Here is a 19,234-nt window from a genome sequence, read left to right as displayed (position 1 = left end):
GAAGGCCGTGACCGGCGGGCGAATTGGATCAGGTCCTTTACTGCGGGGTGATCGAGGACTTTACTACTGAATGTGTTCTCGGTCACACTCACCGCCGCAGCTCGGGACGCGTTGCGCCCGGATGAGGTGATCTTCTTCGAGTGGCACGGCGCCGGCGTGTGCTGTGCGCACGACGGCGAGTTCTCGGTCCGGCCGCTGCGCCGGGGCCGGTTGCCGCGCCGTGCGCGCCAGATCGGGGACGGCCCGGCCTTCGCCCTCCCGCTCGCCTGGATGCACCTCGCCGGGACCGCGGTCACGATCGACTGCCGCCGGTGGGGGCGCTGGCGGCGCTTCACGACCGACCTTCCCTGCCTAGGAGGGACAGTCCGGTGAAACTGCGATCCATCATCATCTGGACGGCCGTCGCCGCCATCGGGGCGGCCGGCTGGGCCGTACTCGCCTTGTCGCGGGGCGAGAACGTCAACGCCGTATGGCTGCTGGCCGCGGCGCTGGGTTCCTATGCCATCGCCTACCGCTTCTACGCCCGGTTCATCCTGCGCCGGGTGTTGGGCGCCGACCCGCGCCGGGCCACCCCGGCCGAGCGGCTCAACAACGGCATCGACTACCACCCGACCGACCGGCGCATCCTGTTCGGCCACCACTTCGCCGCGATCGCCGGGGCGGGGCCGCTGGTCGGCCCGGTGCTGGCCGCGCAGATGGGGTATCTGCCCGGCACGATCTGGATCGTCGCCGGCGTCATCTTCGCCGGCGCGGTGCAGGACATGGTGATCCTGTTCTTCTCCATGCGGCGCAACGGCAAGAGCCTCGGGCAGATGGCCCGCGAGGAGATCGGGCCGATCGGCGGCGCCGCCGCGCTGATCGCGGTCTTCGCCATCATGATCATCCTGCTGGCGGTGCTGGCGCTGGTCGTCGTGGGCGCGCTCGCACGCTCGCCGTGGGGCACGTTCTCGATCGCGATGACCATCCCGATCGCCTTCTTCATGGGCTTCTACCTGCGCAAACTCCGGCCGGGCCGGGTCGTCGAGACCACGGTCATCGGCGTCGGCCTGCTGGTGCTGGCGATCGTGGCCGGCGGGTGGGTGCAGGAGTCGAGCTGGGCGGCGACGTTCACGCTCAGCCCGTCGGCGCTGTCGCTGTGGCTGATCGCCTACGGCTTCTTCGCGGCCGTGCTGCCGGTGTGGATGCTGCTGGCGCCGCGTGACTACCTGTCCACGTTCATGAAGATCGGCACGATCGTCCTGCTGGCGATCGGCGTGGCGGTGACCATGCCGGTGTTCAAGACGACCGCGTTCACCGAGTTCGCCTTCAACGGCAAGGGGCCGGTCTTCGCCGGGTCGTTGTTCCCGTTCGTCTTCATCATCATCGCCTGCGGCGCGTTGTCGGGGTTCCACTCGCTGATCTCCTCGGGCACCACGCCCAAGATGATCCAGAAGGAGACCCAGGTCAGGATGATCGGCTACGGCTCCATGCTCATGGAGTCGTTCGTGGCGGTCATGGCCATCACGGCGGCCGCCATCCTGAGCCCCGGGCTCTACTTCGCGATGAACTCACCCGCCGGGGTCGTCGGCGCGACGGTCGAGTCGGCCGCGCAGGCGGTGACCCAGCTGGGCTTCGTCATCACCCCCGACCAGTTGCAGGCGGCGGCGCAAGCCGTACAGGAGCAGACGCTCATCGCCCGCACCGGCGGGGCGCCCACGCTGGCGGTCGGGTTGTCGCAGATCTTCTCCGACTTTATCGGCGGGCCGGGGCTGCAGGCGTTCTGGTACCACTTCGCGATCATGTTCGAGGCGTTGTTCATCCTCACCACCGTGGACGCCGGGACCCGCGTCGGGCGCTTCATGCTCCAGGACACGCTCGGCAACGTGTGGAAGCCGATCGGGCGGGTGAGCTGGTGGCCCGGGCTCGTGATCACCAGCGGCGTGGTCGTCGCCGCCTGGGGGTACTTCCTCTACCAGGGCGTCAACGACCCGCTCGGCGGGATCAACCAGCTCTTCCCGTTGTTCGGCATCGCCAATCAGTTGCTGGCCGCGGTGGCGCTGACCGTCGCCACCACGCTGCTGATCAAGAGCGGGCGGCTGAAATGGGCGTGGGTGACCGGCATTCCGCTGGCCTGGGACGCGGCGGTCACGCTGACGGCCAGCTACCAGAAGGTCTTCTCCGCCGACCCGACGCTCGGCTTCTTCGCCCAGCGCGCCCGCTTCCAGGCGGCGATCGACCAGGGGCAGGTCCTGGCCCCGGCGAAGACACCCGAGGCCATGCGGCAGATCGTGGTCAACTCGACCGTGGACGGCATCCTGGCGGCGTTGTTCGCGGTGCTCATCATCATCGTGATCCTGGACGCGATCCGCGTGTGGGTGAAGGCGGCCCGCTCGCCGGAGCCGCTGCCGAGCACCGAGGCGCCGTTCGTGGAGTCGAAGATCGTCGAGCCGGCGGGGCTCATCGCCACCCGCGAGGAGCGGGAGGAGATGACCGCCGCCGGGCGTGAGGGTTAGCGGGCGTCCCTGAGGAAGATCAGGGCGTCGGGCTCGTGGGCCGGGTCGAACGGGGCGAAGCGGTGCGTGGTGACCACCCGCCTGCTCAGCTCGGCCCGGTCGAGCTCCTTGACGTCCACGACCATGCGGTCGCCGGGGCGGGCGGACAGGACGCCTTCGAGAGTGTCCGGCGCGGGCTCCTCCAGCTCCGGCCCGGTGCCGGCGGTGGTCGCGACGAAGGCGTACGCCTCGCCCAGCCGCGCCGCGGCGAGCGCCCCGGCGCTCCACCACTCCACCCGTCCCTCCCACAGGTTCACGCTGCTCCGCTCGCGCTGCAGGTGCGCGTTGGCGGCGAAGACCAGCACCGGCCCGCGCGCGGCCTCGTTCTCGTCGATCGCCAGCAGGTTGGCGGCCATCATGGCGTCGCGCAGCGCCATCATCCGCCCCATCCGGGCGGGCGACTCGTCGGCCATCGCCGCGTGGTAGCGCAGCAGGCCGGTGGCCGTCCTGGCATACAGGCAGGCCCGCCACCACTCCTGCCGGGACGTGCGCGCGATCAGCTGCGGCGTCTCGCTCTCCAGGTATCCGGCCAGGTCGTCGGCGAGCAGCCGCAGCTGGACCGCCTCCTGCGAGCGGCCGATGGACTTGGCGCCGTCCATCATGGCCTCCAGGTTGTCCCAGCGCCCGTCGTCGCCGACCAGCCGGTCGAGGCCGGCGGCCCCGGGTGGCGGCGGCAGCTCCAGGTGCGCGGCCAGGTAGTCGCGCAGCGCGGTCAGCGCCCGCCTGGGGCTGGCCGCGCCGGTGATCTCCAGCGGCCCGTCGAAGCCGTACCACCGCAGCCGCTCGTCCTCCCCGCGGCCGCGGTTGTAGGCGCGCATCCAGTCCAGCAGTTCCCGGTTGGCCGCCGCGTCGCCGAAGCCGTGGCTGAATCCGGCGTCCGCCGCCTCCTCGATGCCCAGGTCGGCGCCGGCCACGTACGCGTCGGCCGTCAGCCCGTTCAGGCAGCAGCTCTCCAGCGCGATCGAGCGGTAGCCCGCCTCCTCCACCAGGTAGCGGAAGATCTCGTTGCGCAGCAGGAGGTAGTCCTCCACGCCGTGCGTCGGCTCTCCGAGCCCCAGCATCCTTCGCTGCCCGGTCAGCCGCAGCACAGCCGCGCCCAGGTCGTGGTGCATGTCGTCCCCTTTCTCTCCCTTCTACGGTATCTCTGAACTGCCGGTTGAACCTTTGGCGGATTCATCCGGTACGGCGAGGCCGTAACCTTCAAAGCATGAGGCAGCTCCGGCCGATCGACCTGGCCCGCGAACACGGTCTGTCGGCGCAGGCCGTACGCAACTACGAGGACATGGGAATCCTCCCCCACACCGGACGCACCCCAACCGGCTACCGCGTCTACACCCCGCTGCACGCGCAGGCGCTGCGCACGTTCATCGCGCTGATCCCCTCCCACGGCCACCACGTGGCCACGTCCATCATGCGGGCCGTCAACGCGGGCTCGCCCGAGGAGGCGCTGCGTCTCATCGACGAGAGCCACGCCCAGCTCCTCGACGACCGCCGCACGCTGACCGCCGTCGAGAACGCCCTGCGCGACCTGGCCCCGACCCCGCCGGAACACGGCCACACCCACATCGGCCCGCTCGCCCGCAGGCTCGGCATCCGCCCGGCGACCCTCCGCAAATGGGAGCACGCCGGGCTCATCCGGCCGGGCCGCGATCCGCGCACCGGGTACCGCGTCTACGCCCCGGCCGACGTGCGCGACGCGCAGCTGGCCCACCAGCTCAGGCGTGGCGGCTACCTGCTGGAGCAGATCGCGCCGCTGCTCGAGCAGGTGCGCACGGCCGGAGGCGTGGAGCCGCTGGAGGCCGCGCTGGCCGGCTGGCACGACCGGCTGTCGGCCCGCGGCCTGGCCATGCTCGCCGGCGCGGCCGCCCTGCACGCCTACCTGTCGGAGATCGCCGGCTAGGGGGCCGCCGGGCGGGATCGTGTGCTTGACGAAGGCGCCGAGCCGGTCGGACCCGGCCTGCTTGCGCCGGGTGCGGCTGACCGCCACGTGCGAGGCGATGAAGACTCTCCGGGGATGGGCTCAGGCGTCGTGCGCCTCGCCGCGCAGGGCGCGTACGGCCAGCAGCCCGCCGATGCCCGGGACGAAGGCCCGCCACCGGGCGCCGGTGGCCGCGGCGGCGGGGAGCATGGCAGCGGCCGCGATCACGGCCACGTAGGAGATGCCGTGCAGCGGGCCGCCGAAGGCGGTGACGGGCTTGGCGTGCACGGTGAACAGGTTGACGAGCAGGACCACCAGCGAGGTGGCCTCGACGGCCGAGGCGATGCGCAGCAGGAGCATCCGGCTCACGCCCCTTCGCCGGAGCCGGGCCGTACGATCATCAGGACCACGACGACCGCCCAGGTCAGGTTGTAGAAGCCGGAGATCATCCCGAGCGTCCGCAGGCGGGCGGGCGCGCCGGGGGCGGCGAGCGCGTCGCGCTGGCGCGGGTGGATCTGGGTGGCCAGCAGCAGGGCGGCGAGCGCGGTGAGGATCATCGAGACGGTGATCCAGATCTCGCCCATGCGGCCCTGGACCGCGGCCAGGATCAGCCCGGCGACGGGGACGACGAGGCCGAAGACGGCGTAGCCGCCGGTGATGCGGTGGAGCGCCACGGCCACGGACCGGCTGCGCCCTTCGCCGTCGCCGGACGCGGCGGGCGCGTAGCGGGGAAACAGGCTCGTCGCGGCGGCCGAGCCGCCGACGAACACGATGCCGCCGAGCACGTGCACCGACAGCAGGACATGTTCCAGCAAGACTTCCTCCAACCTTCAGGGTGACTGAAGCTTAGGTCATGCTTCAGCCGCCCTGAAGGTCGGGGTCGTTCAGCCCGGCGGGGCTCCGCGGAACGCCTCGAGCACGGCCCGGCCGACCCGGCGCTGAATCGGATCGGCGCCGGGCCCGAACAGCCGCTCGTCCACCGCCGCGACGGCCTCCCGGGCCTTGCCCAGCAGGCGGCAGCCGTCGGCCGTCAGCTCGATCGCGGAGGCAGAACCCGCCCGCGCCGTGTGATCATGCACCAGACCGGCCGCCACCAGCGCCTTCACCGCGGAGTGCACGCTCTGCACCGTGATGCCCGACATGCGGGCCAGGTCGCTGAAGGAGATCCCCGGCACCCCCGCGATGTGCCCCAGCAGCCCGAGGCGGCTGACGGTCAGCTCGAGCGGCGCGAGCTCGGCGGCGAGCTCGGTCTCGATCCGCCTGGCCAGGGTCAGCACCACGATGGAGGCACTGGACGCGGGCGGGGCGGGGCGGCCGTCTTCACTCACCCCTTCAGTGTTCCATCCTGCTCACCCGGTGGTGGTCAGCTTGTCCGCGGCCTCCGCCAGCGCGGCCCGCACGGCCTGGTCCCTGCCCAGCCGGCCGATCAGCACGTGGACGGCCAAGCCGTCGAGCAGCGCGTTGAACGCCGGCAGGAACTCCTCGTGGCGCACGGCCGCGAACGTGCCGCCGGCCACGCCGTCCTCGATGATCGCGACCAGGTCGCGGGTCCAGCCGCTGTCGATCGCGTCGGCCGTCCGGCTCATCTCGCTGGTGGAGGTCGAGCGCAGCCACGCCTCCAGCCAGAGCTTCCACGAGACGTCGTGGCGGCCTTCCGGCAGGTAGATCCGGATGTAGCGCTCCAGCCGGACGGCCGGGTCCGTGACCTCGGCCAGTTCCCGGGACCTGCGCGCGGCCAGCTCCTGCTCGCTCCAGAGGAACGTCTCGGCCAGGATGTGGTCGCGCGACCGGTAGTAGTACAGGACTCGGGCGGGGCTCATGCCCGCACGCCGGGCGATCTGCTGGACCTGGATCTCGCCGACCGGCCGCTCGGCGATGATCTCCAGCGCCGCCTCCAGGACGCGCCTGCGGGCGCGCCTGCCGCGCTCCTGGGTACGGCCCTGCCGTTCGGTCGTCCGCAGTTCGCCTGGCATGCGCAGGATCCTCCCCCCTTGACGCGCGGCCGTACCAACTTAAATTTGATTCAAGTTCAGAATCCGGAGGGCTCATGAGACGGGTACTGGCTGCGCTGCTCCCCCTGGTCGCCGGTGTCGCGGTTCCCGCGCAGGCCGGAGCGGACACGGTGCTGCGAAACGGGTTCGTCTACACGGTCGACGCGCGCAACAGCGTCGCCGAGGCGATCGCCATCGACAACGGGAAGATCGTCTACGTCGGCGACGACGCGGGCGCGCGGCGCCACATCGGCGGCACGACCAAGGTCATCGACCTCAAGGGCCGCATGGTGATGCCCGGCCTGCACGAAGGGCACATCCACGACATCACCCGCGAGGACCGGAAGACCTGCGACCTCAAGGCGGATCCGCTGACGGTCAAGCAGTTCCAGAGCCGGGTCAGGGCCTGCCTGGCCGACCCCGAGCTGGGCGCAGAGCCGGACGACTTCCTGCAGGTGACGAACCTCTACATGCAGTTCCTGCGCCCGGCCGGGACCGCGCCGCACAAACGCATGCTCGACGCGCTCGCCACCAAGCGCCCCATCACCGTCAGCGCGGCGGTCACCGCCCACACCACGCTGGTCAACCAGAGGGCGCTGGACCTGGCCGGGATCACGAAGAACACGCCCGACCCCGCGGGCGGCCGGATCAACCACGACCGGAACGGCGAGCCGAACGGCCTGCTCGAGGACGCCGCCGCGCGCCTGGTCACCAAGCTGATCCCGGCGCCGCCCCCCATCTCCGCCGAACGCGCCGTCGAACTCGCCGGCCTGCGGATGCGCGACTTCAGCAAGGAGGGCGTCACCAGCTTCTTCGTCCCCGGCAGCGACGCCGGGACCGTCAGGACATTCCAGCGGCTGCGTACGGCGGGCGGGCTGACCGCCCGCGCGCACTTCGCGATCTCCACCGGCATCGGCGAGCTGCGCAAGCCCAGGACGCTGTACGAACGCCTGGCCGGGATCCGCAAGGAGCTGGAGCGCGCCGACCAGATCCCGCTCGCGGTCCGCTCGTGGCGCCCCGGCAAGCAGGAGGGGCCGCGCCTGGTGGCCGAGCCCGGGGTCTCCGTCGACGGGGTGAAGATCCTCCTCGACGGCATCGTCCAGTACCCCGCCCAGACCGCGGCCATGCTCAAGCCGTACCTGGACGCCAAGGGCAAACCGCGCACCGGCAAGTCGGCCCGCGGCGAGCTGTACATCGACGGCAAACTGCTCAGCCCGGTCGTCGCCGAGCTCGAGCGGCTGGGCTACCAGTCCCACGTCCACGCCATCGGGGACCGGGCGGTCCGCACCGCGCTCGACGCCTTCGCGGCGGCGCGCAAGGCGAACCCCGGCATCCGGGCCCACCAGACCATCGCGCACGCCGAGGTGGTGGACCCCGCCGACTACCGGCGGTTCGCGGCCCTGGACGTGACCGCGTCGATGGGGCTGCAGTGGGCCAAACCGGCGCCCGACTCCACCGAAGCGGTCAAGCCGTACCTGGGCCCGCGCTTCGACCTGTACGAACCCGCCGAGCCGATCACGCGGGCGGGCGGCCGGGTGTCGCTGGGCAGCGACTGCTGCCTCGACCCGTTCGACGAGTGGTTCGGGCTGGAGGCGTCCATCCTGCGCGAGGCCGACTGGGGAAAGGCGTACCCCGAGTACGCCGGGAAGCTGAACGCCCTGCCCGGGCTGTCGAGGGCCGAGGCGATCCGGGCCGTCACCGTCAACGGCGCCTACCAGATGCACCAGGAGAAGGTCACCGGCTCGCTGGAGACCGGCAAGCTGGCCGACCTCATCGTCCTCGACCAGAACATCACCACGGTGCCGCTCGACGACATCTCCAGGACCGACGTCCTGCTGACCATGGTGGGAGGCAAGGAGGTCTGGGCCGCCAAGCCGTTCAGGTGATCAGGACCGGCCGGGCATCGTGCCGGCGGCGTCCGGCGCCTTCGCGGGTGATTCCGCGGCGGCGGGGTGCAGGATCGGGTCGAGCAGGCATGGCAAGCACTCGCCCAGGCATGGCAAGCACTCGCCCAGGCATGGGAAGTACTCGCCCAGGTCGCCGGCACGCAGCCGGACCCGCCGGTGCCGGCCGTCGACGCTCATGCTGATCAGGCCGGCCTCGCGCATGATCCGCCAGTGGTTGGACAGCGTCGGGCATCGGCACGTTCAGACCGCCCGCAAGGGCGGAACAGGTCGATCCTGCGCACCGGCCTGCAGACCCTGCTCGCCACCCTGGCGATGGTGGTCGTCAGCCCGTTCGCGGGCCAGTTCGCCGCCCGGTAGGCGGGCCGATACGGGTTCCGGTAGGCGGGCCGGTTCGCGGGCCGGTACGGGTTCCGGATCGTGGTCACCATCGGGCTGACGCCGGCCGGGCCGACGCTGGCCGGGCTGGGGCTGCCGGCGCCGGGCTTCGTGGACGCCAGCCCCAGCTACGGCGACGGCACGGTGGTGGCGGCGGCTGGCGATGGCTGGCGCCGGTTTCGCGCTGACCGTGTCCCCGCTGACCGGCGCGGCCATCCATGCGGTCAGCCCGCAGGAGGGGCCTTGCCTCGGGCATGGCAGCACCACCCGGCAGATCGGGGCAGTGCCCGGCGTAGCCACACCCGCCCCAGCCGCACCCGCCGTAACCCCACCCGCCGTAACCCCACCCGCCGTAGCCGCACCTGCCGTGGCCGCACCTGCCGTAACCCCACCCGCCGTCGCCGTGCCGGGCGTGGCCGCACCGGACACGTGCCCGTGCCAGACGTGCTCGCAACGGACGTGGCCGCACCGGGCGTGGCCGTGCCCGGCGCCGTCGTCCGCGGGCAGCAATCCGGCGGCGCCTCCTTCGTGGCCGGGCTCGGCGGCGCCTTCGTCGGGGCCGGCGTGGTCACCTTGGCCGGTGCGGTCGTCACCGGCGTGTGGAAGGCGGGGTCCACGCCCGTGGGCGACCCGCCTGTCCGGCCTGCGGCGGCCGCCCGCCGTCCCGGGTGAGGAAGCCGAGCAGGATCTGGCGGCCGGTCTGCGAGGACAGGCTGCCGTAGGCGTCGTCGAAGGCGTGGACGGCGAAGGGGAGCACCTCCACGGTGACATCGGTGCCGGCGGCGCGGAGCGCCTGGCCCAGGTCTCTGTTCTGCCGGGGCGTGGCACTCCGGTCGCGGTCGCCCACGACGAGCAGGGTCGGCTGCAGCCCGGGGCGGATCTGGGTCACGGGTGAGACCTCGCGGTAGCGGTGCGGGAACTGCTGTGGGGTGCCGCCGGTGAACAGCTCCGCGGCGGTGCGGCTGCCGTCCACGTTCCGCTGCCACATCTGGACGACGTCGCCACCGGTGTAGAAGCCGGCGACCGAGGCCGGCGGCTCCGGGCGGCCGGGCATCTGCAGGGTGCCGTTGCGCAGCCGGTAGGCGGTGTTCAGGGCCAGGACGCCGCCCGCGGACATGCCGCCCAGGGAGATGCGCGAGCGGTCGAGGCCGTACTGCCGCGCGTGGTCCTGCACCCAGCGCAGAGCTGATGCCAGGTCGAGCGGGGCCTGGTCCCAGGTGGGGCGGCCGGGGGCGGCCAGGCGGTAGTCGGCGGCGAAGACGGCGACGCCGTGGTCGGCCAGCCAGCGGCCCGTGCCGCGCAGGTCGCTCTTGTCGAAGGTGTGGAAGCCTCCGCCGTGGGCGAGCACGATCGCCGGCGTCCCGGTGCGGGCCTTGGGGAGGTAGACGTCCACGTTCAGGGCCCTGCCGTCGCGGGTCGCGTAGGTCTGGGTGGTGTCGGGGACGGCGTCCGGGTAGGTGAGCTCGCCGAAGACGTCGCCCAGGGAGACGGCTGTGCCCGCTCGGGCGGCCGCGCCGTACTGGATGCCGGCGACGACCAGCGCGGCGACCGCGGAAAGGGCCGTGATCGCGGCGGTCGTGCGGCCCCAGCGCACCAGTCCGCCGCGCCAGGCCGGGGCGGACAGCGCCAGCCCGGCCAGCGCGAAGATCGCCGTGTGGAAGGGGTACTGGCCGACGAGCACAGGGCCGATCACGCCCGCCTTCGGCAGGTCCGGGAGATAGGCGCCCAGCACGAGCGCCCCGGCGAGCAGGGCGATGACGGAGGCGAGCAGGGCTGCGGCCACCTTGAGAACGATCATGCCGGGTTTCCCTTCGCGAAACGGATGCCTGCCGACCATCTCGCCGGCCCGGCTCACCTCGCGTCCCCCGGCGGAGCCGTCCTTGCGTAGCTCTTGAGAGCTAGGCAAGGACGGCTCCGCAGCGGGACGCCTCCCGGCGGCACAGCTGTTTAAGCTGGTCACCTGTTCAAGCCGGTCACGCCCGTCGAAAGAGCCCAGCCATGCCCGAGGCGGAACCGTCCACCCTGCGGACGGACCTGCTCACCCTGCGAGCGCAGCCCATGCCGCCCATGTCCTGGCCGCGTGCGCTGCGCCGGCTGCCGCACGTCCTGATCGTCCTGGGTGCGATCGCCCTGTCGCTGACCGGCGCCGACGACGTCGCGCGGCTGCTGGCCACCGCGCACGCGGCCACGATCGTCGTCGCCCTCCGCTGGCCGGTCCCGGCGTGGTGGCTGTCGCTGGGCTTCGTCGTGACCATCGCCGTGGCCCATCCGCCCACGCCCGACAACGAGCTGTGGGCCTGGTTCGTGCACGGCGCCGTGCTCTTCCTGCTCTCGTTGCGCGTACGGCCGGCCGCGGCGGCCACGGCGGCGGCCCTGAGCGCCGCGGTCGCCGTGGCCCTGAAGCTGGCGGTGCTGCCCTTCGGCCCCTGGCTGCTCGTCCTCGTCGCCTGCGCGATCTTCGCCGCCGCGTTCTTCCTGGGCGCGATGGGCCGGGCCCGTCGCGAGGATCGTGCCCGCCTCAACGCCCAGGTCGCGGCCACCGCGCAGGAACGAGCCCAGCGCACCGTCCTGGAGGAGCGCACCCGCATCGCCCGCGAACTCCACGACGTGGTCGCCCACCACATGTCCGTCATCTCCATCAAGGCCGAGGCCGCCCCCTACCGCGTCCAGGACCCGCCCGCCGAGCTGGTGACCGAGTTCGCGGCGATCCGCGCCAACGCCCTCGAGGGGCTCGCCGAGCTGCGGCGGCTGCTGGACCTGCTGCGCGCGGACACCGCCGCCGAGCCCACCGCCCCGCAGCCCTCCCTCGCACAGCTCGACGCCCTGATCGAAAACGTCCGCGCCGCCGGTCTTCGGGTGACCGTGCACGTCGAAGGGCCCTCCAGGCCCCTGGCTCCGGGGCTGGAGCTGTCGGCGTACCGGATCATCCAGGAGGCGCTCAGCAACGCGCTGCGCCACGCACCCGGCGCGGCGGCGAGCGTCGACCTGTCCTACCAGGTCACCGCCCTCGGGGTGCGCATCCACACCGGCGCGCTGAAGCATCCCGCTCCGCCCACCCCCGGCGCCGGCCACGGCCTCACCGGCATGCGCGAACGCGCCGCCATGCTCGGCGGCGACCTCGCCGCCGGCCCCACGTCCGACGGCGGCTACGAGGTGAGCGCCGTCCTCCCACTGGCCCCTATGGAGAAGGACACCGCAGCATGACGATCCGCGTGATCATCGCCGACGACCAGGCCATGGTCCGGGAGGCATTCTCGGTCCTGCTGGGCGCGCAGCCGGGCATCGAGGTCGTGGCCACCGCCGAGGACGGCTCCGTCGCCGTCGCGCTGGCCGAGGAGCTCAGACCGGATGTCGTCGTGATGGACATCCGCATGCCTGTCCTCAACGGCATCGAGGCCACCCGCCGCATCACCACCCATCCGGACCTGACCACCAAGATCCTCGTCCTGACCACGTTCAACCTCGACGAGTACGTCTACGAGGCGCTACGCGCGGGCGCCAGCGGCTTCCTCCTCAAGGACGCCTCCGGCCAGTTGCTCACCGAGGCCATCCACGTCCTGGCCCGCGGCGACGCGCTCCTGGCCCCGGACATCACCAGACGCCTCATCACCGAGTTCGCCCGCCTCGGCCCCGCCGCCCGGCCGGCGGCCGGGGTCACCATCGACGCGCTCACCGCCCGGGAGAGCGAGGTCCTCGTCCTGGTGGCCCAGGGCCTGTCCAACGCCGAGATCGCCGGCTCCATCATCGTCGCGGAGGAGACCGTCAAGACACATGTCGGCCGCATCCTGAACAAGCTCGGCCTCCGCGACCGCACCCAGGCGGCCATCTTCGCCTACGAAAGCGGCCTGGTCACGCCACGAGTCCCGCCCAAGGCTTAGCTTGCGATTTACCTTCCTGCCCCGTTGTAGATCGGCGAGGGTGCGGCCGCGTTCGAGAGGGCACGACATCCCAGAATCGCCCTTCACTGTCTTCCTGCAATCTGCGGTGGAGGCGACCATGCAGAGTAGGGTGCTCCGCCTCATTCTGCCTCCTGTACGTCACTCCCTGCAGAGTGAGACGCGCAGAGCCGGCGCATAAGGGGGTGCGACCAAAGACGAAACTGGACTGGTTGGTGGCATGGTTCGGGCTGGTCATCCTGCCCGTGGCCGCTGGCTTCCTCGTCTGGGTCCAGTACGGCGAGCTGACCTGGCGCTCCTTCACCGTCTGGGGGCTATCTGCTGTATGCGCGGTGAGTCTTGCGGTCTGGCACTTTCGCCGGCCATCACCTCCAGGCCGGTGATCAGGTGGTGCGCCGGAGTTTGGTGCCCTTCTTGTGATGGCCGCCGGGGCTCCACTGCCCGGCGGCCATCAACCGCTCAACGACCGCACGCAGCTACCGCGGCAGTAACCGCGGTAGCGTCATCGACCGGACCCAGCCGGAGCACGTCCAGCAGCGCCGTCCACGAGCTGCGGCCCGGCTCCAGCGCGGTCACGAACGAGTACGGCCAGCCCGGAATGAACTGCGCAGCGCTCTTCGCGCGGCCGTACACATGGCAGAACAACCGCTCCGGTGAGCAGGCCGCATCCGAGCGCAGCCACGGCGAGACCTCCACGCTCAGCACGATCCGCCCAGCCGGCCGGCGCGGCAGCGGCAGGCGGGCCGGCACCTCACGCAACCGCCCCACGTCGATCCGGCCGTGATTGAGCCCGCTGTACAAGGCGCCGTGTCCGCGCCGGTGCTCAGGTAACAGGGTCGAATCCACCGGCGAGCGCACCGGTCCCGGCTCACACAACAACGCCTCGACCAGCTCGAACAACGCATCCGCCCGCGCGGTCAGGCAGGCATAGACATCGTCCCGGAACCCGGATAACACCCTCTGGGACTCGACACGAGCAGCGTCGTTCAGCACACTCACCCTCACGGCCTTGTAGCGATCAGCAGCGATTCAGCACCGCACATGATCACTCCAAGGCCGTCCCCCTGTCCGCGAAACGATCAGACTTCCACCATCGCAACGGCCCAGAGGAAAGAGAACACGTTCAGTGCCTGTGTCACAACCGACCAGGGCAAAGATGATCTTCGGTTGGAGTGATGTCGCCGTCATGGGGATGGTGATCTGACCGCCGCCGGGCGTGTACTGGACGTATGCCGGCTGGCCAGAAGCGGTGCTCCTGCCCGAATTGTGGGGGCGGGTTCGGCCGCGGGCCAGGCGTGATGCGAAGGACTGCCGCGACTACGAGCGCCTGCGCTCCCCTAGTGAGGCTCACCTCGCAGTGTTCCGCAGGCGGGGATAGCGTGCTGACGCCATAGAGGAAGGCGTGGTGGCCAGGACGACCGGCTTGTGCCCCTATCCGAGCGACTCCTGACTCATGAAGGGGACCACCGCGGCCGCAACGACCAAAACCACCGCACATGACACCACCAGCCCCAGGGTCCAGGCGTTGAACCAGCCAAACGCTGAAGACAGGACCGCTGTCAGCTCGCCAATCGCGAATGTCACGCAGAGCCACCCGAATACCACGAACAGTCTACGGACTGACTGCCTCAGATAGTGCGCCTGCCGGCCCGCCCGGTACGGGTTCATTCCGGATGGGCCTCGGCCGGAACTTACGGCGAAGTACGCCTCCGCGTCCGCTGATCTTTTCTGCCGTAAGAAGCCGATCTCCACCGACAGGGCGATCAAGATAGTCGGCAACACCTGTGCGGCGGTGGTGTAGAACGCTTCCGTGGCCATACCGGGTAATCGTGATGACGTTGAGCTGTGTTGCGTTGCGCCGTCTATCCAAGGCAACCAGGTCAGACGGCCACTGCTTCAGACCCCATGGGACGCAACAGCTCGTCGTTAGCGTCGCGCCAAGGCGTCACACCGTGACGCCTTCGGAACGCGAACGGCTAGCCCGAACGCCAAGAACGGGCTCGCAAGGCCCCGGCTCAGCCTCGAGGCCACGACCTCCGCCAATGCCTACCACCATCGAAAACCGGCATTTAGGGCATCGAGAGCCGGCAGGTGGGCGTCCGCGTCGTCAGGCTGTTGAGGCGCCGCTATCCAGGGGCATCCGCAGCGTGCATGCACGGATCACCGCCTCCAGTCTCTGGCAGCGGCGGACACACCGTCGTCGGGTCGTCCTTTGCCCCGGCAACCTCCTGCGCCGACCCCGAGGACATCCCCGTCGCCGAGTGGCTATGCGGGGCGCAGCAGTTCCTCGCGCCTGGTCAGCAGTTGGGCGCGCTCGGCCAGCAACTCGGCGCGGCGCTCCTTGAGGTACGCCCCGGTGTCGCGGACCCACTGCGCCAGCCTGTTCACCTCGCCTCTGGTCTTCTCGATGCGCTGATGCTTGAACACATCGCTGATGATGTTGTCGAAGAAGGTGTCGACGAACCACCGCGTGTCCACCTTGGGCATCACCGGCCGGGCCGCGATCCCGGTGTCGGCCAGCTCGCGGGAGAAGACGTCCAGAGCCCGCTGGGCATGCCAGGCGGCCTTGTCGGCACTGGTCAGCTTGCCGTGCTCGTAGGCGTCGGCGAGCAGGCCGCCACCGAACATGTCGAGGGTGGAGGCGTTCCTGGCGGAGTCGAGCAAGCGCAGCACGACGCCGAGCGCCTCGTGCGCGCCCTGCCCCGCCTGATGGGCCTCTTCGCATGCGCGCACGTCGGCGCTCAACCGCTCGAGCACGGTGCCGAGATCGGCCAGCGCCCGCGCGCGCGGATCGCCGCTCCGGATGAGCTGCCGCTCCTTCTCGGCCAGGAGCTGGGCGTACTCCCGGGGCGCGGCGGCGAGCTCCGCCAGCTCGGCGCCGGCCGCCGCCGCGTCGGCTTCGAGTTGCACCAGCCGGGCCCGGTGACCGTCCACGCGTTCCCCGGCCACCACCGCCTCGGCACGCTCGCGCTCCAGCCGCTCCTCGCGGTTACCCAGCATGCGGGCCAGAAGGGCGGACAGCCCGCCCTCCAGCCGGGCGACGTCGCGCTCCTCCTCGACCAGTTCGAACTCCAGGTCCTCCAGAGTGCGGCGGACGTCCGCGATCTGCTGCGCCATGGTCTCGCGCAGGCGCCGGACGTGCTCGGCGCGGTGCATCCTGACGGTCGCCTCGCGCAACCGTTCATCAAGGTCCGAGGAGAGGCTCACGCAATGACGACGAACGGGCCGGACCGGACGTTCCGTATAGCGTCCCCGGCGGCCGAGCCGGGGACGGCTCCAGCGCCGCAACATCCACATCGCCTCGCCACAGCCGGGGCCGAGGATGCGGGCATCCCCGGCGGGCTTGGTCAGCTGCCATAGCTCGTCCGCGGCGCCCCATGGGACGACGATGAAGCGACCGCCATGAACCGGCCCCGTCAGACGTCGCGCCATGTGGAGTCATTGCCCCCGGTTGACTTCGGCCCGGTCGGCTTGCGGGAAGTGGGGCCGTGAGCAGAGTCGGGAACCAGGGAGGAACCATGTCCGATCATCTTGACGCGCCGGGGCTCAAGCCGCCGCACGGCGACGCGCGCATCGACATCACCGATATCTACGCCTTCCAGAAGCCGGACGATGCCACCAGGTCGGTGCTGGTGATGTGCGTCAATCCGCTGGCACCGACCATGGGCGAGCGGTTCCACCCGGGTGCCGCCTACAACCTCCACCTGGACACCGATGGTGACGCGGTGGCCGATCGGACGTTCACGGTCACCTTTTCCGATGAGGACGCGCAGGCGGCTACGGTCCGGCTGGATGAGCAGGTGCTGTTCGAGGGCGTGCCCGCCTGCTTCGGCCGCGAGGCGCAGGTTGCGACCAGTGGCGAATACACCTTCTTCGCCGGGATCCGCAGCGACGCCTTCTTCTTCGACCTGGAGGGGTTCAAGGCCGGGATGGCTTTCACCGGCGCGGACTTCTTCGCCGACAAGAACGTCTTCGCCATCGTGGTGGAGGTGCCCAACACGCTGTTCGGCAGACGGCCGGTCGGCTACTGGACCACCGTGGTCCTGGACGGCAAGCAGGTGGAGCGGATGGCTCGCCCGCTGATGAACATCGTGTTCACCGCCGACGCCGACAAGAACGCCTACAACGGCGGCGCTCCGGCCAACGACCGGCGCGACTACACCGGCAAGGTCGTCGCGACGCTGCTGGCGGCCGGTGGCGGCTACAGCGAGCACGAGGTGGCCGAGGTCGCCGGCCGGCTGCTGCCCGACCTGCTGCGTTACGACTGCACCAGCACCGCCGGTTACCCCAACGGCCGCCAGTTCGCCGACGACATCGTCGATGAGCAACTGGCCGTCCTCACCAAGGGCAACGCGCCCTCCCAGGGCGTCAAGCCGCACAGCGACACCACCACCACCTTCCCCTACCTGGGCGTTCCGCACTAGTGGAGGAGGATCCGCTGTCCACGGTGCTGCGCGATGCCGTCGATCTGCTGGAGAAACTGGTCGAGGGCGCCGGTGCGCTGATCGTCTTCATCGGAGCGCTGTGGGCTTTCACCCAGTTCCTGACCGCCGGGGTGCGCGATCGTGGCCAAGTGCGGGACTTCACCCGGATCCGCCTCAGCTTGGGCCGCTTCCTGGCCCTCGGTCTGGAGTTCCAGCTCGCGGGAGACGTGCTGCGCACCGCGATCGCCCCGAGCTGGACCCAGATCGGGCAACTGGCAGCCATCGCCACCATCCGCACCGCCCTGAACTACTTCCTCAGCCGAGAGATCGCCGAGGAACGCGCGCAGGTCCAGCAAGCACAGGCGAAACACATGCGGGACGTCCCGGACCTGTCCGATCCAACCTCGGCCGCATGAGCGCGGCCTGGCTGCTCGGGCAGGCCGCGCTCCTGGTCACCGCCTGCGGCCTGGCGACCTTCCTCTGGACCTGCATCGCCACCCGTCGCGTTCAGGAGGCCGTCGCGCTGCTCCTGGAGTTCCTGACCGCGGCCGCGCTGATCCGCCTGGCCGCCCAGCCCTCCTGGAGCAGCCTCGCCACCACCGCCGTCGTGATCGCGATTCGTAAGGTGGTCGTGGCCGGCCTGCGGTTTCAGCACCCTTCCGCAGAACCGCGCTGACCAGGCACCCTGCCTTCGCAGGGCGGAACGGCCGTGGGTGTCTCCAGAGCGTGACGCCGCGCCGGGAGGTCCCGGCAGCTCAGTCCTGCCGGCGCAGCCAGCGCAGAGCCGCGTCGGCGGTGTCGTCAGGGCTGCCGTTGAAGGCGATGGCGGCCCCGGGCGCGTGCTGCCTGACCAGGTTGACCGCCTTCTCGAAGAGTTCGAGCAACGGCTCGTGCTTGCGGATGCCGCCCCCGATCACCACGCACGCGTAGTCGTTGCCGCGCAGCGCTTCGACGATCTCCCCTTCGGGATCGCCGTCGAGTGCCAGCAGGCACCAGTCGGCCTCGATCCCGAGTTCGCCGAACCGGGCCTCACCCAGGGCGATCGCCGCCTGCACCGGCTCCGGGTCGAAGCCCGGGATCTTGGCGGGATCAAGACCGACCACCAGTACTCGTGCCCCTGTCACGTGTCCCCCTTCTCATGGAACGTCGCCCATGGTCACAGTGGCGGATGAACCGCACTGTGCGCCACATCGTCCCGATAGTGCCACGTACGGCCGGCGCGTCGCCGGCAGGGTGATCGGGCCGAAGCGCCGCGGTGCCGGCCGGTCATCCACCGGCCGGGACCGCAGGGGTTCGCGGGCGGACGTGCCCGGAAGCGTCAGATCTCTTCCACGCTGCTCGGCTCACGCCGGGACAGATCGATACCGAGTTCCTCGGCGGCCCTGAAGACGTCCTCGTCGGTGTCGCGCATCTCGATGGAGCTGCCGTCGCTGGAAAGTACCTCGACGTTCAGGCACAGCGACTGCATTTCCTTGATGAGGACCTTGAAGGACTCGGGAATGCCGGGCTCGGGGATGTTCTCGCCCTTGACGATGGCCTCGTAGACTTTCACGCGGCCCAGGACGTCGTCGGACTTGATGGTCAGCTGCTCCTGCAGGGCGTAGGCGGCGCCGTATGCCTCCAGCGCCCACACCTCCATCTCGCCGAAGCGCTGGCCGCCGAACTGGGCCTTACCGCCGAGCGGCTGCTGGGTGATCATGGAGTAGGGGCCGGTGGACCGGGCGTGGATCTTGTCGTCCACCAGGTGCAGCAGCTTGAGGATGTAGATGTAGCCGACGGCGATGGGGTAGGGGAACGGCTCGCCGCTGCGGCCGTCGAACAGCGTGGCCTTCCCGCTGCGCTCGACCAGCCGGTCCCCGTCGCGGTTGGGGCGGGTGCTGTCGAGGAGGCCGATGATCTCCTCCTCGCGGGCGCCGTCGAAGACCGGGGTGGCCATGTTGGTGCCCGGGTCCGCGTGTTCGAGGCCGCTGTCGCGCAACCGGTCGGCCCATGCCTCCTTGATGCCGGAGATGTCCCAGCCTCTGGCGGCGATCCAGCCGAGGTGGGTCTCGAGCACCTGGCCGACGTTCATGCGGCCGGGGACGCCCAGCGGGTTGAGGATGATGTCGACGGGGGTGCCGTCCTCCAGGAACGGCATGTCCTCCACCGGCAGGATCTTGGAGATGACGCCCTTGTTGCCGTGGCGGCCGGCC

The 19,234-nt window shown here is 70.7% G+C and carries 23 protein-coding genes; 11 read left to right on the top strand and 12 right to left on the bottom strand.

Annotated elements, in window-relative coordinates; all coding sequences use genetic code 11:
• Positions 1–72: 72 nt before the first annotated feature.
• Positions 73–372 carry a hypothetical protein gene (locus FVE25_RS36630; RefSeq protein WP_157252070.1) on the top strand — a complete coding sequence of 100 codons (300 nt, stop codon included), beginning with the start codon at positions 73–75 and terminating at the stop codon, positions 370–372.
• Positions 369–2,492 carry a carbon starvation CstA family protein gene (locus tag FVE25_RS36625; RefSeq protein WP_157252069.1) on the top strand — a complete coding sequence of 708 codons (2,124 nt, stop codon included), beginning with the start codon at positions 369–371 and terminating at the stop codon, positions 2,490–2,492. Before FVE25_RS36630 ends, FVE25_RS36625 begins: the two co-directional genes overlap by 4 nt.
• Here FVE25_RS36625 and FVE25_RS36620 read toward each other — a convergent pair.
• A complete protein-coding gene (locus FVE25_RS36620; RefSeq protein ID WP_157252068.1) occupies positions 2,489–3,643 on the bottom strand; it encodes an erythromycin esterase family protein in 1,155 nt (384 codons plus the stop codon). The two genes, FVE25_RS36625 and FVE25_RS36620, sit on opposite strands and share 4 nt — an antisense overlap.
• Positions 3,644–3,738: 95 nt before the next feature.
• On the opposite strand from FVE25_RS36620, the gene FVE25_RS36615 reads away from it, so the two are divergent.
• A complete protein-coding gene (locus tag FVE25_RS36615; protein WP_157252067.1) occupies positions 3,739–4,431 on the top strand; it encodes a TioE family transcriptional regulator in 693 nt (230 codons plus the stop codon).
• A 120-nt stretch (positions 4,432–4,551) separates the two neighbouring features.
• Here FVE25_RS36615 and FVE25_RS36610 read toward each other — a convergent pair whose 3' ends face one another.
• The 4 genes from FVE25_RS36610 to FVE25_RS36595 all read right to left on the bottom strand — a co-directional run bounded on the left by FVE25_RS36610 (position 4,552) and on the right by FVE25_RS36595 (position 6,422).
• Positions 4,552–4,809, bottom strand: coding sequence for a hypothetical protein (locus FVE25_RS36610; protein ID WP_157252264.1), 258 nt, complete (start codon positions 4,807–4,809; stop codon positions 4,552–4,554).
• A gap of 5 nt (positions 4,810–4,814) precedes the next feature.
• The gene (locus FVE25_RS36605; protein WP_157252263.1) at positions 4,815–5,261 is read right to left on the bottom strand and encodes a hypothetical protein; all 447 of its coding nucleotides are present in this window, start codon (positions 5,259–5,261) and stop codon (positions 4,815–4,817) included.
• A 72-nt stretch (positions 5,262–5,333) separates the two neighbouring features.
• Positions 5,334–5,777, bottom strand: coding sequence for a MarR family winged helix-turn-helix transcriptional regulator (locus tag FVE25_RS36600; RefSeq protein WP_157252066.1), 444 nt, complete (start codon positions 5,775–5,777; stop codon positions 5,334–5,336).
• A gap of 21 nt (positions 5,778–5,798) precedes the next feature.
• On the bottom strand, positions 5,799–6,422 hold the full coding sequence (locus FVE25_RS36595; RefSeq protein WP_157252065.1) for a TetR/AcrR family transcriptional regulator: 624 nt from the start codon (positions 6,420–6,422) through the stop codon (positions 5,799–5,801).
• Between the two features lie 74 nt (positions 6,423–6,496).
• On the opposite strand from FVE25_RS36595, the gene FVE25_RS36590 reads away from it, so the two are divergent.
• The gene (locus tag FVE25_RS36590; protein ID WP_157252064.1) at positions 6,497–8,326 is read left to right on the top strand and encodes an amidohydrolase; all 1,830 of its coding nucleotides are present in this window, start codon (positions 6,497–6,499) and stop codon (positions 8,324–8,326) included.
• Here FVE25_RS36590 and FVE25_RS36585 read toward each other — a convergent pair whose 3' ends face one another.
• The gene (locus tag FVE25_RS36585; protein ID WP_181019833.1) at positions 8,327–8,548 is read right to left on the bottom strand and encodes a hypothetical protein; all 222 of its coding nucleotides are present in this window, start codon (positions 8,546–8,548) and stop codon (positions 8,327–8,329) included.
• A gap of 9 nt (positions 8,549–8,557) precedes the next feature.
• Here FVE25_RS36585 and FVE25_RS54515 point away from each other — a divergent pair, with 9 nt between their 5' ends.
• Complete coding sequence (locus FVE25_RS54515; protein ID WP_219825795.1) at positions 8,558–8,704, top strand: hypothetical protein; 147 nt, start codon at positions 8,558–8,560, stop codon at positions 8,702–8,704.
• A gap of 60 nt (positions 8,705–8,764) precedes the next feature.
• Positions 8,765–9,394, top strand: coding sequence for a hypothetical protein (locus tag FVE25_RS54510; protein WP_219825794.1), 630 nt, complete (start codon positions 8,765–8,767; stop codon positions 9,392–9,394).
• Here FVE25_RS54510 and FVE25_RS36570 read toward each other — a convergent pair.
• Entirely contained in the window at positions 9,312–10,520 is a 1,209-nt protein-coding gene (locus FVE25_RS36570; protein ID WP_157252062.1) for an alpha/beta hydrolase, read from the bottom strand. The two genes, FVE25_RS54510 and FVE25_RS36570, sit on opposite strands and share 83 nt — an antisense overlap.
• A gap of 200 nt (positions 10,521–10,720) precedes the next feature.
• Between FVE25_RS36570 and FVE25_RS36565 the strand changes: the two genes are divergently transcribed.
• Both FVE25_RS36565 and FVE25_RS36560 read left to right on the top strand, forming a co-directional pair.
• Positions 10,721–11,926, top strand: a complete 1,206-nt coding sequence (locus tag FVE25_RS36565) for a sensor histidine kinase (protein ID WP_157252061.1) — start codon at positions 10,721–10,723, stop codon at positions 11,924–11,926.
• Positions 11,923–12,600, top strand: coding sequence for a response regulator (locus FVE25_RS36560; protein WP_157252060.1), 678 nt, complete (start codon positions 11,923–11,925; stop codon positions 12,598–12,600). The genes FVE25_RS36565 and FVE25_RS36560 overlap by 4 nt, the downstream gene beginning before the upstream one ends.
• Before the next feature lie 477 nt (positions 12,601–13,077).
• On the opposite strand, the gene FVE25_RS36555 is transcribed toward FVE25_RS36560, so the two are convergent.
• From FVE25_RS36555 to FVE25_RS36545, 3 genes are all read right to left on the bottom strand, one after another.
• The gene (locus tag FVE25_RS36555) at positions 13,078–13,617 is read right to left on the bottom strand and encodes a transposase (RefSeq protein WP_219825793.1); all 540 of its coding nucleotides are present in this window, start codon (positions 13,615–13,617) and stop codon (positions 13,078–13,080) included.
• 432 nt (positions 13,618–14,049) lie between these two features.
• The gene (locus FVE25_RS36550) at positions 14,050–14,436 is read right to left on the bottom strand and encodes a hypothetical protein (RefSeq protein ID WP_157252059.1); all 387 of its coding nucleotides are present in this window, start codon (positions 14,434–14,436) and stop codon (positions 14,050–14,052) included.
• Positions 14,437–14,883: 447 nt separating this feature from the next.
• A complete protein-coding gene (locus FVE25_RS36545; RefSeq protein WP_157252058.1) occupies positions 14,884–15,825 on the bottom strand; it encodes a hypothetical protein in 942 nt (313 codons plus the stop codon).
• A gap of 311 nt (positions 15,826–16,136) precedes the next feature.
• On the opposite strand from FVE25_RS36545, the gene FVE25_RS36540 reads away from it, so the two are divergent.
• The 3 genes from FVE25_RS36540 to FVE25_RS36530 are packed head-to-tail and all read left to right on the top strand — an operon-like array spanning position 16,137 to position 17,718.
• A complete protein-coding gene (locus FVE25_RS36540; RefSeq protein ID WP_157252057.1) occupies positions 16,137–17,042 on the top strand; it encodes a DUF4331 family protein in 906 nt (301 codons plus the stop codon).
• Positions 17,043–17,065: 23 nt separating this feature from the next.
• On the top strand, positions 17,066–17,458 hold the full coding sequence (locus FVE25_RS36535) for a DUF1622 domain-containing protein (RefSeq protein WP_246268006.1): 393 nt from the start codon (positions 17,066–17,068) through the stop codon (positions 17,456–17,458).
• Positions 17,455–17,718: a DUF1622 domain-containing protein gene (locus tag FVE25_RS36530; RefSeq protein WP_157252056.1), complete on the top strand. Its 264-nt coding sequence runs from the start codon at positions 17,455–17,457 to the stop codon at positions 17,716–17,718. The genes FVE25_RS36535 and FVE25_RS36530 overlap by 4 nt, the downstream gene beginning before the upstream one ends.
• 79 nt (positions 17,719–17,797) lie before the next feature.
• On the opposite strand, the gene FVE25_RS36525 is transcribed toward FVE25_RS36530, so the two are convergent.
• Together FVE25_RS36525 and FVE25_RS36520 are read right to left on the bottom strand one after the other, a co-directional pair.
• Complete coding sequence (locus tag FVE25_RS36525; protein WP_157252055.1) at positions 17,798–18,166, bottom strand: hypothetical protein; 369 nt, start codon at positions 18,164–18,166, stop codon at positions 17,798–17,800.
• Between the two features lie 194 nt (positions 18,167–18,360).
• On the bottom strand, positions 18,361–19,234 hold an 874-nt coding region (locus FVE25_RS36520), incomplete at its 5' end, for a DNA-directed RNA polymerase subunit beta (RefSeq protein ID WP_484549357.1).

This window comes from Nonomuraea typhae, from assembly GCF_009760925.1.
GTDB lineage: Bacteria > Actinomycetota > Actinomycetes > Streptosporangiales > Streptosporangiaceae > Nonomuraea > Nonomuraea typhae.
The sequence above is the reverse complement of the archived record's forward strand: the minus strand, read 5'-3'. Positions and strand labels throughout refer to the sequence as shown.

What these genes read in the sequence shown, in the direction of transcription:
- FVE25_RS36565 (WP_157252061.1), top strand. Translation starts at nt 10,721, where the DNA reads ATGCCCGAGGCGGAACCGTCCACCCTGCGGACGGACCTGCTCACCCTG.
- FVE25_RS36560 (WP_157252060.1), top strand. Translation starts at nt 11,923, where the DNA reads ATGACGATCCGCGTGATCATCGCCGACGACCAGGCCATGGTCCGGGAG.
- FVE25_RS36620 (WP_157252068.1), bottom strand. Translation starts at nt 3,643, where the DNA reads ATGCACCACGACCTGGGCGCGGCTGTGCTGCGGCTGACCGGGCAGCGA.
- FVE25_RS36585 (WP_181019833.1), bottom strand. Translation starts at nt 8,548, where the DNA reads ATGCGCGAGGCCGGCCTGATCAGCATGAGCGTCGACGGCCGGCACCGG.
- FVE25_RS36550 (WP_157252059.1), bottom strand. Translation starts at nt 14,436, where the DNA reads ATGGCCACGGAAGCGTTCTACACCACCGCCGCACAGGTGTTGCCGACT.
- FVE25_RS36590 (WP_157252064.1), top strand. Translation starts at nt 6,497, where the DNA reads ATGAGACGGGTACTGGCTGCGCTGCTCCCCCTGGTCGCCGGTGTCGCG.
- FVE25_RS36540 (WP_157252057.1), top strand. Translation starts at nt 16,137, where the DNA reads ATGTCCGATCATCTTGACGCGCCGGGGCTCAAGCCGCCGCACGGCGAC.
- FVE25_RS36610 (WP_157252264.1), bottom strand. Translation starts at nt 4,809, where the DNA reads ATGCTCCTGCTGCGCATCGCCTCGGCCGTCGAGGCCACCTCGCTGGTG.
- FVE25_RS36595 (WP_157252065.1), bottom strand. Translation starts at nt 6,422, where the DNA reads ATGCCAGGCGAACTGCGGACGACCGAACGGCAGGGCCGTACCCAGGAG.
- FVE25_RS36615 (WP_157252067.1), top strand. Translation starts at nt 3,739, where the DNA reads ATGAGGCAGCTCCGGCCGATCGACCTGGCCCGCGAACACGGTCTGTCG.
- FVE25_RS36570 (WP_157252062.1), bottom strand. Translation starts at nt 10,520, where the DNA reads ATGATCGTTCTCAAGGTGGCCGCAGCCCTGCTCGCCTCCGTCATCGCC.
- FVE25_RS36530 (WP_157252056.1), top strand. Translation starts at nt 17,455, where the DNA reads ATGAGCGCGGCCTGGCTGCTCGGGCAGGCCGCGCTCCTGGTCACCGCC.